The 18,656-nt window shown below is 32.6% G+C and carries 16 protein-coding genes and 1 pseudogene; 4 read left to right on the forward strand and 13 right to left on the reverse strand.

Going from position 1 to position 18,656, the window contains the following annotated elements:
* The first annotated feature begins 227 nt into the window (after positions 1 to 227).
* Positions 228 to 1,106, forward strand: coding sequence for a LysR substrate-binding domain-containing protein (locus ACOX6R_RS00635; protein ID WP_433446169.1), 879 nt, complete (start codon positions 228 to 230; stop codon positions 1,104 to 1,106).
* Positions 1,093 to 1,635: a phosphatase PAP2 family protein gene (locus ACOX6R_RS00640; RefSeq protein ID WP_433446171.1), complete on the forward strand. Its 543-nt coding sequence runs from the start codon at positions 1,093 to 1,095 to the stop codon at positions 1,633 to 1,635. The genes ACOX6R_RS00635 and ACOX6R_RS00640 overlap by 14 nt, the downstream gene beginning before the upstream one ends.
* Positions 1,636 to 2,405: 770 nt before the next feature.
* Here the strand turns inward: ACOX6R_RS00640 and phnW are convergent.
* The 11 genes from phnW to ACOX6R_RS00695 all read right to left on the reverse strand — a co-directional run bounded on the left by phnW (position 2,406) and on the right by ACOX6R_RS00695 (position 14,079).
* Positions 2,406 to 4,283: a 2-aminoethylphosphonate--pyruvate transaminase gene (gene phnW, locus ACOX6R_RS00645; protein WP_433446173.1), complete on the reverse strand. Its 1,878-nt coding sequence runs from the start codon at positions 4,281 to 4,283 to the stop codon at positions 2,406 to 2,408.
* 14 nt (positions 4,284 to 4,297) lie between these two features.
* Complete coding sequence (locus ACOX6R_RS00650; RefSeq protein ID WP_433446175.1) at positions 4,298 to 5,290, reverse strand: extracellular solute-binding protein; 993 nt, start codon at positions 5,288 to 5,290, stop codon at positions 4,298 to 4,300.
* Positions 5,280 to 6,812 carry an ABC transporter permease subunit gene (locus tag ACOX6R_RS00655; RefSeq protein ID WP_433446177.1) on the reverse strand — a complete coding sequence of 511 codons (1,533 nt, stop codon included), beginning with the start codon at positions 6,810 to 6,812 and terminating at the stop codon, positions 5,280 to 5,282. The genes ACOX6R_RS00650 and ACOX6R_RS00655 overlap by 11 nt, the downstream gene beginning before the upstream one ends.
* A gap of 125 nt (positions 6,813 to 6,937) precedes the next feature.
* Positions 6,938 to 7,714: an ABC transporter ATP-binding protein gene (locus ACOX6R_RS00660; RefSeq protein ID WP_433446179.1), complete on the reverse strand. Its 777-nt coding sequence runs from the start codon at positions 7,712 to 7,714 to the stop codon at positions 6,938 to 6,940.
* Positions 7,715 to 7,849: 135 nt separating this feature from the next.
* The gene (locus tag ACOX6R_RS00665) at positions 7,850 to 8,530 is read right to left on the reverse strand and encodes a GntR family transcriptional regulator (protein WP_433446181.1); all 681 of its coding nucleotides are present in this window, start codon (positions 8,528 to 8,530) and stop codon (positions 7,850 to 7,852) included.
* A 60-nt stretch (positions 8,531 to 8,590) separates the two neighbouring features.
* On the reverse strand, positions 8,591 to 9,562 hold the full coding sequence (locus ACOX6R_RS00670) for a C-terminal binding protein (RefSeq protein ID WP_433446183.1): 972 nt from the start codon (positions 9,560 to 9,562) through the stop codon (positions 8,591 to 8,593).
* A gap of 14 nt (positions 9,563 to 9,576) precedes the next feature.
* The gene (locus ACOX6R_RS00675; RefSeq protein WP_433446185.1) at positions 9,577 to 10,845 is read right to left on the reverse strand and encodes a TRAP transporter large permease; all 1,269 of its coding nucleotides are present in this window, start codon (positions 10,843 to 10,845) and stop codon (positions 9,577 to 9,579) included.
* Between the two features lie 14 nt (positions 10,846 to 10,859).
* The gene (locus ACOX6R_RS00680) at positions 10,860 to 11,345 is read right to left on the reverse strand and encodes a TRAP transporter small permease (protein WP_433446187.1); all 486 of its coding nucleotides are present in this window, start codon (positions 11,343 to 11,345) and stop codon (positions 10,860 to 10,862) included.
* A 77-nt stretch (positions 11,346 to 11,422) separates the two neighbouring features.
* A complete protein-coding gene (locus tag ACOX6R_RS00685; RefSeq protein ID WP_433446189.1) occupies positions 11,423 to 12,457 on the reverse strand; it encodes a TRAP transporter substrate-binding protein in 1,035 nt (344 codons plus the stop codon).
* 12 nt (positions 12,458 to 12,469) lie between these two features.
* Complete coding sequence (locus tag ACOX6R_RS00690) at positions 12,470 to 12,871, reverse strand: aconitase X swivel domain-containing protein (RefSeq protein ID WP_433446191.1); 402 nt, start codon at positions 12,869 to 12,871, stop codon at positions 12,470 to 12,472.
* 2 nt (positions 12,872 to 12,873) lie between these two features.
* The gene (locus tag ACOX6R_RS00695) at positions 12,874 to 14,079 is read right to left on the reverse strand and encodes an aconitase X catalytic domain-containing protein (protein ID WP_433446193.1); all 1,206 of its coding nucleotides are present in this window, start codon (positions 14,077 to 14,079) and stop codon (positions 12,874 to 12,876) included.
* Positions 14,080 to 14,360: 281 nt separating this feature from the next.
* Between ACOX6R_RS00695 and ACOX6R_RS00700 the strand changes: the two genes are divergently transcribed.
* Positions 14,361 to 16,067 (forward strand): dihydroxy-acid dehydratase, encoded by a 1,707-nt coding sequence (locus ACOX6R_RS00700; RefSeq protein WP_433446194.1) that lies wholly within the window; start codon positions 14,361 to 14,363, stop codon positions 16,065 to 16,067.
* Positions 16,068 to 16,188: 121 nt separating this feature from the next.
* Here the strand turns inward: ACOX6R_RS00700 and ACOX6R_RS00705 are convergent, their stop codons facing one another.
* Positions 16,189 to 17,550 carry a hemolysin family protein gene (locus ACOX6R_RS00705; RefSeq protein WP_433446196.1) on the reverse strand — a complete coding sequence of 454 codons (1,362 nt, stop codon included), beginning with the start codon at positions 17,548 to 17,550 and terminating at the stop codon, positions 16,189 to 16,191.
* A gap of 290 nt (positions 17,551 to 17,840) precedes the next feature.
* On the opposite strand from ACOX6R_RS00705, the gene ACOX6R_RS00710 reads away from it, so the two are divergent.
* Entirely contained in the window at positions 17,841 to 18,377 is a 537-nt protein-coding gene (locus ACOX6R_RS00710) for a uracil-DNA glycosylase family protein (RefSeq protein ID WP_433446200.1), read from the forward strand.
* Positions 18,378 to 18,442: 65 nt separating this feature from the next.
* Here the strand turns inward: ACOX6R_RS00710 and tuf are convergent.
* Positions 18,443 to 18,656, reverse strand: a pseudogene (gene tuf, locus ACOX6R_RS00715) (elongation factor Tu); the annotation flags it as partial.

Below are 18,656 nucleotides of genomic sequence, written 5' to 3' on the forward strand. Positions count from 1 at the left end.
ATATGATATACGATAATAAAACTTATTTAAAGCCTTTGGAAAGTTTTTTTCACAAAAATTTTATATAAAATTTATAGAATAAAAAACATCACAAAAAATTTTTAACTATTCATAATTATATTTAGCTAAAGAGCCTAAGTAGCATAAGACTAAACTTATTATTAGCTTTTCTCTATAAATCTTGATTTTTGCAAGTATTCATATTAAACTATATTAAGGGGGTTATAATGACAATTCGAGACTTAGAAATATTTATAGAAGTAGTCAGAACAAAAAATATGTCTGTCGCTGCCAAAAATTTAAATATATCACAGCCGACAGTATCCCAAGCCATATCACAAATAGAAAAAGAATATAATGTGACACTATTTGATAGAATCTCAAAAAAACTCTACATAACAGATGTGGGAGCAAGACTATATAAATCAGCACTAATACTATTAGAAGAATTTGAAAATACAATGATTTTTTTGCACGGAGCATCGAAATCAAATAACATTCACCTTGGCATAAGCTCTAACTTCGGTTGCAAACTGATGCTTGAATTAGTAAAAGAATTTGAAGAAAAATACGAAGACGTAAACATAAGAGTTTTTATAGACACAAGGCAGAACTTAATCGAAAAATTAAAATCAAAAGAAATAAGCCTTGCAATAATAGAAGACGAAACTGGAATTAGCGGAATAACATCAGAACCATTTTTTACAGACGAGCTCGTTTTAATAACAAATAAAGACTACAACTTTGGAGTAAAGAAAAGCTTAACACTTGACGACTTAAAAGAGAGAGAATTTATAATGGGTGAGTTCGACGACAACGCCAAAAAAATTCTACTAGATTACTTAAAAGATAAAAATATTTCCGTAAACTTAAAATATATCGCAAAAAACAACTGCATGTTTTATAACATAATTAAAAATTCCAACACTGTGTCTTTGGGTTCAAAATATTTTATAGACGACCCCGAAATAAAAAAGCACAGGTTTGACGATGTAAAACTAGAAAGACAGTATTACCTTACCTACCAAAACGAAGACATAATAAAAGAAGACGTAAATAATTTTGTAGAATTTATCAAAGAGAAATTTAAAAATGGCAAGTCTTGAAATTGAAATATTAAACGCGCTTCAAAATATTAGATTTCCATTGCTAGACTCTTTAATGGTTTTTGTAACAAAGCTTGGCAATGGAGGACTAATTTGGATTATCGTTGGAATTTTTCTCTTAACAAGGCACAAGAAAAAGTACAAAAAAATGGCATTTATACTTTTACTTTCACTCATAATATCAGCTGTAGTTGGACTTGTTATACTTAAACCAATAGTGCATAGACCAAGGCCCTTTGACACATTTGGCTTTAAAGAACTCCTCATAAAAGCGCCAAAGGACTTCTCCTTTCCATCAGGACACACATCATCATCCTTTGCAGCAGCAAGCTCAATAAATAACTTGGACAAAAAATTTGGAAAATATGCGCTTATCCTTGCCCTTCTAATAACATTCTCGAGAATGTATCTATATGTCCACTACCCAACAGATGTAGCAGCAGGGATTTTACTTGGACTAGGAAGCGCAAAGGCGTCTAAAAAAATAAGAAGAATGATAGAAGAAAAAATAGCAAAAGATAAAAAATAGGCACCACGTGGTGCTTTTTTTGATTTATTAAATTGGGGTTTGGGTGGTGTGAGATTTTTAATGCGCGATGGTGATGTGTCGTCGTTTTTATTAGATAGAAGTTTTAGGTATTTCCCCTATACGATTTTTATTTAAGACGACAAGGTCTCGCAAGACTACTTTGCAGATCTTTCGACTCGAGCAAAGCTCTCGCTCAAGATGACGGAGTAGGTACGTTGTCATGTGAATAAATTATCACTGTTCCGAAGTTTTTCTTTCTAAATTTTTTATAAATTCTTTATTAATCGAAAAAAGGATATGATGCAGAGACCATTAGCTTGGCCGAGCGGCCTCGAGCGTGTCTCGCATCATACCTTTTTTCGTTTGTTCTGTTTTTGTTTAATTATTTTTCTTTTTAATTCTCCGTAAGGTTTTTTAATTAAGGCGATTAGGCTGTTTCTTCTTAAGGTACAGATCCCTCGACTAACGCTCGGGATGACGTTGGAAGGGGGTTTTCTCGTTAAGACGATAAGTTCTCGCTCGATTACTTTGCAGATCTTTCACCCTTCCGGGTACACAGCGACTCCAAAAATCCTTACGGATTTTTTCCGCTCAAGATGACGGAGTAGGTACCTCGTCATATGAATAAGTTGTCACTATTCCGAAGTTTTTTCTTTCTAAGTTTTTTATAATTCTTTATTAATAGAAAAAAGGATATGTCAGAAAAGCGTTACTTGGCCTAGCGGCCTCGAGCGGTTCCTCTGACATACCTTTTTTCGTTTGTTATATTTTTATTTTAAATTTAAAACTTCACCAAGTTCTGATAAGTCTTTTATGACTATGTCAGCTCCTGCTTCTTCATATTTTCTTCTAACTTCTTCTCTTCTAATTTCTTTTTCTTCTTCGGAAAGTCCATCGAACTTTTCTTTATTTAGTCCCATTAGAGAACTTCCATCTATAATTCCTATTGCAATTATTCCGGCGTTCTTGCCCTCTTTTATGTCTGATATTGTGTCTCCAACTTTTACGACATTTTTTGCAGATGTTACTTCCAATGCTTTCATATTTTCATAAATCATAAATGGATAAGGCCTGCCGTGATTTTCAACTGAGTTTGGTGTGACGAAAAAGTCTGGTTTATAACCTTCTTCTCCTGCTACTCTTGTTACTATCTCCATCATCTCATCAGTGTATCCTGTAGTTGAGCCGATTTTTATTCCATTTGATCTTAAAAGTTTTACTGTCTCAAGAAGATGTGGCTTTAGCTCGGAGTGATTTGCCACGTTTTCCAAAATCTTCTTCTCACTTATTTTATAAATTTCTTCTACGTCCTCTTCGCTCCAGCTTCTGTTGTATTTTTCTTCCCAAAGCTCATTAATTCTATCCATCTTTAGCATCTCTCTTATGTGATCGATTTTTAACATGCCCATTGGCTTTCTAATTTCTTCTTCTGTCACTTCGATTCCATATTCTAAAAATGCATCTCTAAACGAAGCCACAGGAGCAATACATCCAAAGTCAACAGTTGTGCCAGCCCAGTCAAAGATTACTGCCTCAAGGTCTTTGAAATTTTTTCTATAATTTATGTTTTCAAGGTATTCTTCAAAGACACCTATTAGTCCGAGTATATCTCTTTTATAAATTTCTCCAATGTTTCCAATTCTAAAGCTTTCTTTTTCTGTGAGCTTTCCTGGATAGATGATGTAGCCTCTATTTTTAATAAATTCATACATATCCTTAAAGTCGATACCTAAATTTTCAGGATACAAGAAAGTTGAAATTATTGGGCCTTGGACATTTTTATCTAAATATAATTTAAATCCAAGTCTTTCCATCTCGATATTTAATAGATTGTTATTTTCTCTATATCTCTTCGCTCTATTTTCTACTCCGCCCTCGTCTTCAAGTTCTCTAAGTGCCTGTCTAAAGGCAAGGACTGTGTGAGTTGGTGAAGTAAATCTCCACTTGCCATCCTTATCCATTGTTTGGTATTGGTCGTATAAATTTAAACATAGGCTTCTTGCATTATCTTTTGAATTTTCAATTGACTCTTTTTTGCAAATTATAAAACTAAATCCCGGCACGCCCTCAATGCACTTGTTGGCACTTGAGATTAAAAAGTCAATTCCAATTTTTTCTATTTCAATCTCAACTCCTGCAAAGCTAGACATTGCATCTACGATAAAAGTTTTATTATGTGATTTTACAACTTCTCCAATCTCTTCGATATTGTTTAAAATTCCTGTAGTTGTCTCGCTATGCACCATGGCAACATGAGTGATGTCTAAATCTTTTTCCAAGACTTTTCTTACATCTTCTTTATTAAAAATTTCGCTATCGCTTACTTCTATTGTTTCGAATTTAATTTTTGAAAACTCAGCAATGCTTACCATTCTCTTGCCATAGGCTCCGTTTACAAGAATTAGAACTTTGCCATCTTTTGGCACAACAGATGTTATTACAGACTCCACTCCAAAGCTTCCGCTTCCTTGCATTAAAACTGCTGTATAATTTTTTTCGTCTAAGTTTGCTATTCTTAAAAGCTCACTTCTTATCTCTTGTGTGATATTTTTATAGTCGTCATCCCATGTACAGTGGTCTACGAGCATCTCTCTTTTTACGCTCATAGTTGTTGATAATGGTCCCGGTGTCAATAATTTATATTCCATTTGTTACCTCCAATTTATTTAGCAGATTCTGGTAATTCTTGATGTTCTTTTAATAAGTCGACTGTAAGTTTTTCTGGATATTTTTTAACATCTTTTGCCTTTATACTTTCATCCTCTTGTTCGCCTTCATATACGGCATTTGGATAAAATTTAATAATTTCTTTTCTTGCTTCTTTTAAAATTACATTTGCCATTTCTTTGCAAAGCTCTTCTTTTTCTGGATTGTCCTTATTTAATATTGCAAGATTTTCTGTTAAATAATAAGTTCCTTCTTCTGGATCCACAAATTCAATTGGTTTTCCTTCTGCTTTTTTAAGAACTGCTTGGTGTCTTAGTCCAATTCCAATGACAGCTTCTCCAACTTCTACCTTCTTCATAGGGCCTGATCCTGAACTTTCAATATTGTTTCCAGCATTTTCATAAATTTTACTTAAAATATTTTTCGCTTCATCTTCGCCGTAATTATCTACAAGAGCTTGTATTGTAAGCCAAGCTGTTGAAGAATGCTTTACATCAGATATGCTGAGTTTGTCTTTGTATTCCGGCTTAGTTAAATCTTTAAAACTCTTTGGCACTTCAAGCCCTTCTGCCTCAAGCTCTTTAGTGTTGTAGAAAATTGCTCCCTCTTGCACAGTTATTGGATAGCTGTATTCTGAATTTTCTTTATCAAGTGGCACTACATCTGGCTTAAAATCAAGAAAAATATTGTCCTTATCCTGTGCACTGTCAATGTAGAAAGAGCTCATTGTCATCATGTCAGCCTCAATATTTTTTCCTTCTGCCAATAACTTTCCGCCAAGTTCTGATGTTCCAAATGTCTTTACAATGTACTTATCTTGATAACCTGCAGCATCAAGTGCGTCCTTTATGGCAACTATTGCCTCTTCATCTGCGTTTGAATAAATAACGACTGCATCGCTATTTTCTTTATTACCACAAGCTGTAAGTGGTAATAAAAGTGCCAGTGCGATTAATACCAAAATACTTTTTACATTTTTAATTTTCATTTTTTAATCCCCTTTTAGTTAATTTGTTTGAAATAATTTTTACTATAATATTTGTAACTAGAATCATTGTAGAAATTACAAATATGTCATCGAATCTGATGAAATATTGCAACTCTTTAATCTTTGTCGTTATGACCATTGTCCTTGCACCTGTAATAAAAATTACGGCACTGACTGTAACCATGTTGTTTATAAAATAATAAGTGAACACTTCAACTATAGTCTTATAGGAGTTTGGCACGAGTATTTTCTTTACATTTTTAAACCAAGAATCTCCCAAAAGATTTGACGTCGTCTCCCAATTTTGATTTAACTTGCTTAGCGAATCAGAAAACATCAAATAAGGCGTGGAAAAATAGTGCACCACGTCACATATTATTACAATAAATAAAGTGTTGTGAATTGGTGTGGGAGAAAAAGCGAGCAAATAACTAATACCGAGTACCATTCCCGGCACTGTATTTATAATAGATGGAGTTACATTTAAAACTTTTGAAAATTTATTTATATTTTGTTTTCTCGTTGTAAATAAAGCTCCAATGTATGCAATGACCGTTCCAATAATAGATGCAACAAGGGCAACTACAATTGAATTTTTGTATGCTCCCAAAAGTTCGTTATCATTTAAAGTGTTCTTAATATTTATCAGCGAAAAATTTAAATTGTATGGATAATCTTCAAAAAACGGAATTATCACTACAGAAATTAAAACTGAAAAAATAATTAAGACTACAAAAATCGAAAAAATAATTATAAATACATCTCTTGCTCTATTCTTTCTCACATAAATATTTTTGCTTATATTCTCACTTGTGTTCTTTTCCTTAAAAATTGATATCACAACAATGCTTAAGATTGATGGAATCATCATGACAAGTGCAATAATCGCTCCCTTGTTAAAATCTGGAACTGATCCCATCATCTGCTCGTAAAGAGACTTTGCAATTAATGGAGTGTTTCCCCCAAGAGATGCGGGAATACCAAAATCTGTAAATGACAGGAAGAAGCACTGAATTATCGAAATAATAATTGTAAATCTTATTGGCTTTATAATAGAAATCATAAAATTTTTAAAGCCACTGTCATACAAAAGTGTGGAGACAAGGCCATATCTCTTGTCAATGTATTTCATCCCATTATTAAGCAGAATAAAGGACACGGGCAAAGTGTAGATAAAATATCCAAGAAGTAGGCCACCCACACCGTAGATGTCTATTATTGGCTTTGCAAATAATTTTAAAATGTATCCCTGTTTTCCAAAAGAATGCATGATTGCAAAACCATAAGTAATAGTTGGAAGAAACATGGGAACCATTAGAGCAATTTCCAAAAACTTCTTAAAATTTTTATTTAAATTTGTAAAATTTATTCCAATAGCAATTATTAATGCAGTAATTGTTGTGATGAGACTACTTAATAGCGAAATCGAAAAACTATTTGTAAAAGCCTTAATCACATCGCCACTTGAAAAAACATCCTTAAAATTTTCTGTGCTAAAACTTCCATTTACAAAAAATGCCATCTGAAGCACTTTAATTAATGGATAAATTAGAAATATTAGAAAGAATGCAAAAATTAAGTACATTAAAAACTTGTGACTTGACGCCTCTTGTCTATTTCTAGTTAAACTTATTCTACTCTCCAAGATTAACCAACCTGCCTTTCTATGCCAATTGGTCCACTGTCAAATAAGTTATAAATATTATCTTTTTTAACCTTGAGCTGTCTTAATATAAACTCCTCAACAAATTCATCAGCTGGAGAATTTATAATCTCCTTCGGAGTTCCAAACTGAGCAATCTTTCCCTTGTTTAAAATTAAAACCTTATTTGAAATAGTAAGAGCTTCCTCTGGATCGTGAGTTACAATAATTGTCGTAAGATTATATTTTGCAGCAATTTCCTTTATCCTCTGTTTAATCGACTCCTTAATAATTCCATCAAGTGCAGAGAAGGGCTCGTCCAACAAAAGCACCTCCGGCTTCATCACTAGAGTCCTCGCAAGGGCAACTCTTTGCTTTTGTCCACCAGAGAGTTCAGAAATATCTTTCTCAAGATGCTCCTTTAAATTTAAAAGCTCAACTAACTCGTCTACCTCTTCCTTAGTCGAAAGATTCGGCCTATTCTTAAGACCGTAGACAATATTTTCATAAGCATTTAAATTGGGAAAAAGTGCATAATCTTGAAACACAATGTTGAAGTTTCTCTCTTGTAGTGACAAATTGCTCATGTCCTTGTCATTATATAGAATTCTTCCGCTTGTAAGAGGCGAAATCCCCAAGATAAGATTAAGAAGAGTCGTCTTGCCACTTCCCGATGGCCCCAAAATTGAAACAATCTCGCCCTTATTAATCTCCAAACTTATTCCATTTAAAATATACATCCCATCATCAAATTGTTTTTTAATATTTTCTAAGACTAACATTTAAACCTCTTTCAAAAAAATATTCCGTGTGTCCGGTAGGTAATGTAACTTATAAATATTTAAATGAGCACAAAAAAAGGCGCCTTAAAGCGTCTTTAAAATTATCAATTATAAAAAAGCTGGATTGCCCAGCTTTTAATCTAATCGTGTCAATTCTTCAACGAGTGTATTATATGACCATCTCAAATGCTCTTCCATAATTTTAAGTGCACCTTCAAGATCTTGACACTTTAAACATCTAATTATTTCAAGGTGATATAAGGTACTCTCTTCTGAGGTATCTGTCAATGCATAAGCCTCATGCTTGTATCTAAGTATCTGAGCTCTTATATATTTATAAATATCTTTAATATATGAATTAGTCGAATTATCTAAGATAAACATATGGAGTTTTTCATCCTGCATTGACAAAAAATCCTCATCTGGAGTATTCCCTTTTCGTATCTCCGATAAAACCTGCTCAAATTCATTCTCCAATTTTTCTAATTCTTTTTGTTTTAAATTTTTAATTGAGGTCCTTATTGCAAGTTTTTCTATTTCTATCCTAACTTCATAAATATCAGTAAGATCTTTTAAAGATAAATTTTCTACAATTGTACCTATACCATCAACACTTCTTACGTATCTTTCTTGTTCTAACCTCGTAATAGCTCTCTTAACAGGTGTTCTGCTCATATTTAGAGCCTCACCAATACCATTTTCAGTTAGAACATCGCCACCTTTTAAATTTCCTTCTATTATCATTTTTTTTATATAATCATAGGCAACTTCAGAAAGAGTTTTCTTTCTTTTAATCTCAATATTGTCATAATTCATTTTTCGTCTTCACCCACGTACTAAACAATATTTAATACACTTTTTAGAATAGCAATAAAATTATACTACTGGATCTCTTGGTTCCTTATTATCTAATACAGCAGCTAAGTTGCCTAATGCAAATTCTTTTAAAGCTCTCATAGACTCTATAGAAATATAAGAGATATGAGGTGTTACTAATATCCCTTCAACATGTAAGATTTCTTCATCCCCTGTTGGCGGTTCTTTATCTATAACGTCTAAAATTGCCCCACCGATAATGCCATTTTTTACGGCATACACTAAATCTGGCTCGTTTATTATTTTCCCTCTTGCTGTATTTATAATAACAGCATCTTTCTTCATTAACTCAAACTCATTTTTGCCAACTTTATCTCTATTAGCTTCCACACCTTTTAAGTTAATGCTTACATAGTCAGCAGTAGAAAATCCTTCTTCCCAGCTAACCTTCTTGACGCCATATTTTGCTATCTCTTCTTCATTATAATATTCATCATAAGCTAATATTTCAATTCCTAGTAATTTAGCCCTTTCAGCTACTGCTTTACCTATAGTTCCAAATCCTACAATAAATAGTTTTTGTTTTGAAATTCTATGATTCCTTTTTTCAATAACTGTAGAGCCCCATTTACCATCATTTATATCTTTTAAAACATTATTAGCATAAAAATTAATCTTTTTATTATAATGATAAATAGCAGCTATTACATAATCTGCCAAATCTTCAGCACAATAACCTTGTATATTCGTTACTCTTATTCCTTTATTTTTACATGCTTCTATATCTATTCTATCATATCCACCACCATAAGTAGCAATTACTTTACAATTATCTAATTTATTTATTACTTCTGCAGGAATGTCAGCATATACTTGTGCTAAAATTCCATCCGCCTTATAACCAAATTCTTCTAAATCTTTTTGATAATCATATGTTGAAATTTTAATTTCTACTCCAGGATATTTTTCATTAAGAAATTCTTTTTCATATTCATATTCAGTCCACTCTTCATCAATGATCCAAATTAACATAACTACCTCCTAAATTATAAAAATATATTAGTTACAGCTGGTATAAATGTAACAGATAATAAAACAATGATTAATCCTAGTATGAACTTAAGTATCTCTTTAGTCAGTACCGTCATATTAACCTTTGATATTGCAGTCGCAACAAATAAGTTAATTCCATATGGTGGCGTACAAAAACCAATCGCTAAATTCATAGTTAACATAATACCAAATGTAACAGGGCTCATACCTAATTGCATTACTATAGGCAATAATATTGGTGTTAATATTATAGTTCCTGGTATATTATCTATAAACATTCCTACAATTAATAAGAACACATTTATTAATAACAATATAACTATACCGTTATCGCTTAGTGATGTTATAAAAGTTGCAATCTTAAGTGGGATTTGTTGCATTGTTAGTAGTGCAGCAAATGCAGTAGATAGACCTACCATAAAAGTTGTAGCTCCATTAACCACGATTGCATCCCTAAATGCATTATATGCTTGCTTCATATCTAGTTCTTTGTAAACAAATACTCCAATTACAAAAGAATAAACTACAGAAACCACTGCCGCTTCTGTCGGAGTAAACATACCAGAATAAATTCCTCCTAATATTATAACTGGAGATAAAATTGCCCAAAACGCATCTTTAAAAGCATGAAATATTTCTTTTAAACTTGATCTAGTTTCACTACCCTTGAATCCTTCTTTTTTGGACACTATATAGCAAATAATCATTAATGCTATACCCATCAAAATACCTGGTAAAAAACCAGCAGTAAACATTTGAGTTATTGATGCTCCTGAAACAACTCCATATATTACAAACGGAACACTTGGTGGAATAATTACACCAATGGTACCTGCTGCAGCTGTTAATGCTGTAGAAAAACCTTTCCCATAACCATGATCAACCATTTGAGGTATCATAAAAGCTCCAACTGCTGAAACAGTTGCTACTGCTGAACCTGATATAGCAGCAAAGAACATACATACTACAACTGTTACCATGCCCAAACCACCAGTGATATGACCTATAATAGATTCAAAAAAATTAACAAGTCTCTTCGCTATTCCGCCACTACTCATCAAATTTCCAGCCAACATAAAAAAAGGAATAGCTAATAGAGGAAAAGAATCAACACCTGCAACTGAATTTTGTGCTATCATTACAGTTGGCAAAGATGTATACTTACTTATCGTTATAAGAGTCGCTATACCTATAGCATAACCAATAGGAATACCCAAAAATAATAATATAAAAAATATTCCAAAAAGAACTAAAGATTCCATAATATCCTCCTTAATTATTCTGCAGAATAATCTGTCTTAAAAATATCAATAAGCTTATCTATTATTCGAATAGACAATAAGATAGCCGAGATTGGTAATACAACATATACATATGCTAAAGGTATCCTCATTCCTGATGATAGTGCATTTCTAGCTGACATTGATGCGATTAGTTCAAAACCAATTTTTACAAGATATAAGTTAAATATTAACCATACAGTATATCTTATTGTATCTAGAATCTTATGTCCTTTTTTACTTTTTACCAATTGATAAATTAAATCTACATTAATGTGTTGATCGTCTACAAATGCTATACTGGTCCCTAACCAAACTTGCCAAATGAAAATATACCTAGATAACTCTTCCGACCAAGATAAAGAAGAATTGAAAAAATATCTCATGATAACCTGCGTAAAAACAATAATAACATTTATTACTAAACTCGCTATCAAAACCACTTCTTCAACTTTATTATATTTTTTAAAAAGATTTTTCATAATAACTCCTCTATAAGCAAGTAGGAAGAATTAAGATCTTCCTACTATGCAAATTATTTAATTGAATACTTATGTCTTTATTTATTGTATTTTTCACACATTTCAAATAACTCTTCGCCAAATTTTGCCTTATATTTATCGTACATAGGAGCAACTGCATCTTTAAATACTTGTTTTTGATCATTATCAAGTATATTAGTTTCCAATCCACCAACTTCTTCTAAATCTTTTATTGCTTGTTCATTATCTTTAAGTTCCATTTCTCTTTGAAGTTTTACATATTCTTTAGCCTCTTCATCTAAAATATCCTTTAAGTCATCACTTAAGTTGTCATATACGCCTTTATTTATAATAAAAGGCAAGAAATTGTGAACGTGTTCATCTATAGTTTGATATTTTTGTACTTCATAAAATTTATTTGCAAATGTTAATGAAGGTGGGTTTTCTTGAGCTTCAACAGTGCCTTGTTGAAGTCCTGTATAAAGTTCAGTAAAACTCATTGGTGTAGGATTTGCTCCTAAAGTTTTATAGAAATCTATAAAAATTGGGCTCTCCATAACTCTCATTTTTACACCTTCTAAGTCTTCCGGCTTTTCAATAGGTCCTGAGTTAGTAGTTGTTGATCTTGGACCATTATATACATAGCCTAAGCATTTTATTCCTTGATCTTCTAACTTTTTATTAAAATATTCTCCTACATCTCCATCTAATGCTTCAAATGCATCTTCACTACTCAAGAATAACCATGGCATATCTAATATACCAAATTCTTCTGAATATGTTGTTAGAACTGAGGATGATGGTAATGTCGCATCTAATGTTCCCATAGCTACTGACTCTGTCATCTGAACATCCCCGCCTAAAGATCCGTTAGGAAATATTTCAATATTTAATTTTCCTTCACTCTTTTCTTCTACATTTTTCTTAAATTCAACTAATGCTTTGTGAGTTGATCTATTCTCTGGTTCTACGTGACCAATTTTTATTGTTAACGCGTCACTATTTGCTTGAGCTGGTGCTGCCTCTTTTGTATTAGTTCCTTTACCTGAACATGCAGTCATAAATAACATAGATGCTAATAAAGCTATCCCTAAAATTTTTCTTTTTTTCATAATGCTCTCCTTTTATAAAATAGTTATTTCTTCATTTGTTGCGTCCAGTATTATTCTATCGCCCTCTTTAATTGTTTCATAGAATTCAGGATCTACTTTATCTACTAACGGAATTTCAAATACAATTGCACTGGAAACTAAAACTGTTTCAGCATGCTGAACAATCATTCCAGCAGGTTGCTTATCATTTTTCATTAATTGAAATAAACCATCAGCTTGAACTACAGAACTTCCTTTTCCTGAAGGGAACAGAAGTATTTTATCTGCCATACTCCTACCAGTAAAATCGTGGTTAGGCTCTATCATTTTTCCAGTTTCTGGTTCTAATAAGTAAAACATTATTGGGTCTTTTGAAATAGTAACCTCAGCTTCAACTCTTCCATCAGATATTTTATGACATTTAAATTTTTTCATGATTATTTAACCCTCCCTGTCATAGCTGCTTCAACACAAGTATCTAAATCTCTAATAACAAAATCTATTCCTCTTCTTTTTGGATAGTATGCACACTTTGGAGATTCAGTAACACCAACTTTTCCTTTTAAGAACTTCCAAATTGGCTGATCTGGACATGTACTTGGAACAATATGTGCGCCCAGTTTTTCCATACTTTCTGTATATCCCATTATGTCTGCCAGATGTTTAACATGTGATGATACTAAAATCCACATTTCTTTTTTTAATTTTTCTCCGTTCATCTTGTCAGAAATATATCTAACCTCATCTAATGTGAAGTGTGGACATCCAAACATAGCAAAGTCAATTTCTCTATCTCCTTCGAGAGATATCTTATCAAGAACTTTTTCAAAATCTTCATTTGTTATAGTTACTTTTCTTTCAGGCTCTTTTCCACCAAACGCCATTTCTAAACTTTGAGCTTCTGGTGTAAAGTTAAGTATGTGATACATATCATAAGCACCAGACGTATTAAGCTGTGCACCCAAGTTCCTCAATGCTTCTTTGGAAATTGTTTTTGGTAATCCTGTAAATACTGGTATACCGAAACCTATCTTATCCCCGCACATTCCTAATAGGTGATAATCATATGGAGTTTTCATATCAGCTTCAACTTCAACTAGTATATTTCCTTTTCTATTCTCATCTAATAAAAGTCCATATTCTGGTACAAATCCTGTAATAGATGCAAAAAGTGCTGAGTTGGCTCCTTCTCTATTTGAGCGAGCTCCCCATACCGAATTAACATAAGGGGTTGCACTAGATTCAGAAAAAGCTACTACTTCTCCAAAATTAGGCACATTTGTATCAATATATGGTGTACAGTTGTAAGTTAAAGTAGCTCCTAACTTTTTATATGCTTCATGAGTTCTTTGCATCATTGCGTAGTCCTCTTCATCACCCATATTCTTTTCTTTAAAATAAGGTATACACCATCCAGGATTAACTGTAGGAGATACTCTACACTTTGCTCCTAAATTAACCATTTTTTCCGCCAACCAAAGATCAGCATCTTGGTTACTTAGTGCAACATGGGCTCTTGTAATAGGAACCATCCTTTCTGCTCCAAAAGATTCTCCTATACCAACTTGAACTTTCATAGCAAGTTGAGTACCTTCGCCATATTTACCATCTAACATATCTTTTTGTAGATCAGTCAATTTCATAATATAAATCCCCCTCTATTGTAAATGTTTTCACCGTATACTAGAAGTATACATCTATCGATTTATTATGTCAATACTTTTTTATGATAAATTAAAATTGTTTTAAATAATTTACTTTTTATATAGATAAAAAATGAATACAATAATTTTTAAATTAATCTGAGAATATTAAAAAATATAAACACAAACTTTTTAAATATTTATCAGACACATCTCACATCTTGATTTTATTTAAACCATAGAATAAAATATCATTAAAAAATAGCGAAAGGAGAGATAGTATGGATAAAAATAATGATCTAATACAAAAAGTAGGTAAATTTAGAGAACTTAATTTGATTTCTCACGCTACAATAATTCAAGGTAATGGTTACAGTTACGAAGATCTGAAGAAACCTATTATAGGAATAGCTAATAGTTTTAATGATTTGATTCCTGGACATAAAAATTTAAGAGAAATTGCTCAGCAAATTAAAAATGGAATTTATGCAGCTGGTGGAATTCCTGCAGAATTCGGATGTATTTCAGTTTGCGATGCTTTATCCGATAATCATATAGGATCAAAATATACTTTGCCATCACGAGATTTAATAGCTGATTCAGTAGAATTACAAGTAAGGGCACATGCTTATGATGGTTTAGTAATACTGGGAAGCTGTGATAAAATTGTCCCTGGTATGATAATGGGAGCTCTTAGAACTAATATACCAACTATTTTTGTAAACGGAGGACCAATGATATCTTCTCCTAGCTTTGGTAATAAAGTCAAAACTAATACAACCACCATTTCTGAAGGACTTGGCATGTATTATGGAGGCAAATTAAATAAAGATGAACTTGTAAATTTAAGTACTAACTGTGCACTTACCTGTGGATCATGTCAATTCTTAGGCACAGCAAATACAATGTGTACTCTAGCTGAAGCTATGGGACTTTGTCTCCCGGGCTCATCATTAATACCAGCAGTTTACAACGAAAGATCTAGATCTGCTTTCAATTCTGGAGAAAAAATTGTAGAGTTAGTTAAAAAAAATATAAACATAAAAAAAATAGTAAATCTGGAAGCTTTGAAAAATGCAATAGCTGTGCTTATGGCAACAGGAGGATCTACAAACGCGATTATCCACTTATCAGCAATTGCAAACGAAATAGGTATAAGCTCTGACACAATGATAAATCTATATGAGAGATATTTTGAAAAAGTGCCATTAATTGTAAAAGTAAATCCAGCCTCTGACGAGTTTGATGTTCAAGACTTTTACTACAATGGCGGTATTCCAGAGGTAATGAAGAGACTTGGGGACAATATAAACCTTGATACGTTAACTTGCACTGGAGAAACTGTAGATAATAACTTAAAATACGTTCAACCTGTTACCGTCAATGATAAAGTAATAAGAACGCTAGATAATCCATTTTTAAAATTTGGTGGCGTTACTATAATGAGAGGTAATATAGCACCTGAAACTGGTGTAGCAAAACCAGCTGCTATACATAAGTCTGCACAATTATTTAAAGGTAGAGCTGTTTGTTTTGACAGAGAAGAAGCTGCAATTGAAGCGGTAAAAAATAAAAAAATTAAAGATGGGGATGTTCTAGTCATAAGATATGAGGGTCCAAAAGGTGGTCCAGGAATGAGAGAAATGTATCTAACTTTAAAACTATTAAACGGTGAAGGATTATCAAAAACCACAGCTGTAATTACGGATGGCAGGTTTTCTGGTACAAATAATGGTTGCTTTGTTGGTCACATCTCACCCGAAGCAGCAGCTGGAGGTCCAATAGGTTTATTAAGAGACGGCGATGAGATAACTATTGATATTAACAAAAAAGAAGTTAATGCCAATGTTAGTAAAGAAGAATTTGCCAGAAGAAAAGCTCAGATTAAACCTTATAAGAGTCCAGACTTATTGCCTGGTATGATGAAAAGATATGTCGATAATGTTAGTTCAGCAATTCAAGGGGCAATTTTATATAAAAATTATTAGATATTAACCCTAAATGTATATAATTAATGTATGCTAATGGTTTTTCAATAAAATAAATAAGATTTTATTTTTACTAAAAATAATACAAAAAACTAGCTACACTTAAACGTAGCTAGCTTTTTTATTGCAATGCGTCCCATTCTTTGTACTCGCGCTTTGCGTCTTCTTGTTCGTCTTTTATTATTTTGATGCTTGCCTTTATTATTCTCTTGTCTGCAACGGCAAGCTCTGTCAATATATATCCTTTTATTCTCACTTGCAATTTTTCTTTTTCATTCTCTTCTGGAATGTAACCTAAGTTTTCTATTATAAGGCCCGATATTGTCTCGTGATTGTCGGAGTAGAGATAAGTTCCAATCTCGTCGTTTACATCTTCTATATCCATTGAACCGTCGACAATGTATTCGTTGTCGGAAATTTTTTCTATCTTTGGATTGTCCTTGTCATATTCATCTTCAATTTCTCCAACAATTTCTTCGACAATGTCTTCAACAGTTACCATCCCCGAAAATCCGCCGTATTCGTCGATTAGTATTGCCACATAATTTTTGGTGTTTTGCAATTCTTTTAGCAGTTGGTCAATCTTTTTAGTCTCGGGCACACAGTATGGTGCTTTTATACAATTGTCGAGGTTTATGCTCTTGTAATTATTTCTTGCATATTCTGCGAAGATATCTTTTATATAAACTGTTCCCAAAATATTGTCCGTGTTTTCTCTATAAACTGGCATTCTTGAGTAGCCCATTTTTAAAATTTCAGTTACGGTATCTGTGTTAAAGGCGTCGTAGTCTACCATGTAAATAGCTGTACGCGGTGTCATTATCTCATAAGCCAACTTGTCGTCGAAGTCCATAATGTTTACAATCATCTCTTCGCCGGCTGAGTTTATTACTCCTTGCTGAGTTGATACTTTGATATATGATTTTAATTCTTCTTCAGAAATTTTTTCTTCAACATCTTCAGAATATTTGCCCATAATCTTTAGTACAATCACTGTCGAAAAAGATAAAAATTTTACAAAGGGATAAAATATTTTTGATGCAAAGGAAATTGCTCTAACTGAATTTAGTGCCACCTTCTCAGAGTTTTGAAGTGCAATTCTCTTTGGAACGAGCTCACCAAATACAAGTGTTAAGTAAGAAAGTATAAATGTCACAACAATAAATGAAATTGTGTGTCCATAACTTATTCCCATTTCTATAAATCTCTGTCCCAATACTCTTGAGATACTTGTTGCAGCTGATCCAGATGAGAAGAATCCAGCTAAAGTTATTGCAACTTGAATTGTGGATAAAAATCTCGTTTGATCCTTTGCAATATCAAGTAACATAAGAGCTCTCGCATCGCCCTCTTCAGCCATTTCCTTAATTTTATTATTATTTGCTGAAACCATTGCCATCTCTGCCGACGCAAAAAAGGCATTTATTCCAGTTAGTATTACGATTAATAAAAGTTTAAGCCCTAAGGCCCCGCCATCGTCCATTTAACTATTGTCCCTCCAATATGAATTATTAAGATTATTATAACAATTATTTATATCTATTTCTATAATCTTTTATCCATTACTTCTTTAGATAAATTTACTCAATCTAATTTTTAAAAATTTTTCTCTTAGATATAGTATATAAAAATAAAATAAATTTCACAATTGTTATGTCGCACTGACCTGGGCTTTAAGTTTTTAATAAATGGGGATATATTAAATGAGAGTTTATGGAGGCGAGTTAATTGAACGATTTTTCTAAAATAAAAAATGAAATAAAAAACGATGAAATGAACGCGAAGTACACAGAGAAAAACTACGAACCGCTTTATAAGGCAAATAAAAATGCAAAGATTGTAATAATTGGTCAGGCACCAGGCAAGAAGGCACAGGAGTCTGGCATTATTTGGAATGACAAAAGCGGAGATAGGCTCCGCGAATGGCTTGGAGTAAGCCGAGATGAATTTTATGAAACAGATAAAATAGCACTTCTTCCAATGGACTTTTATTATCCAGGCAAGGCAAAAAGCGGCGACATGGCACCGCGAAAAGAATTTGCTAAGAAGTGGCACCCTAAACTTTTTGAACTAATGCCAGAACTTGAGCTTTATATTTTAGTAGGAAAGTATGCACAGGATTATTATTTAAAAGATATAAAAGAGAAAAATTTAACAGAAACCGTCAGAAATTATAAAAAATATCTTCCAAAATATTTCCCAATAATCCATCCATCACCACTTAACGGACGCTGGCTTGCCAAGAATCCATGGTTTGAAAAAGAAGTCATCCCAGAGCTTAAGAGTTTAGTTAAAGATATTATTAAATAGTTTTAAAACAAAAATTTTGCAACAAAAAAGGAGCAGTCGCCTGCTCCATTTTTTATTTTATTTTATTAGTCAATGATTTTTGATACTACGCCAGATGCTACTGTTCTTCCACCTTCACGAATGGCAAATCTTAATCCTTCGTCCATTGCGATTGGTGTGATTAGTGTTACTGTAAATGTTGAGTTGTCTCCTGGCATTACCATTTCTACTCCGTCTGCTAATTGGATATCTCCTGTTACGTCTGTTGTTCTGAAGTAGAATTGTGGTCTGTATCCGTTA

Source organism: Peptoniphilus sp., from assembly GCF_050943655.1.
In the GTDB taxonomy this organism is placed as follows: Bacteria; Bacillota; Clostridia; order Tissierellales; family Peptoniphilaceae; genus Peptoniphilus_A.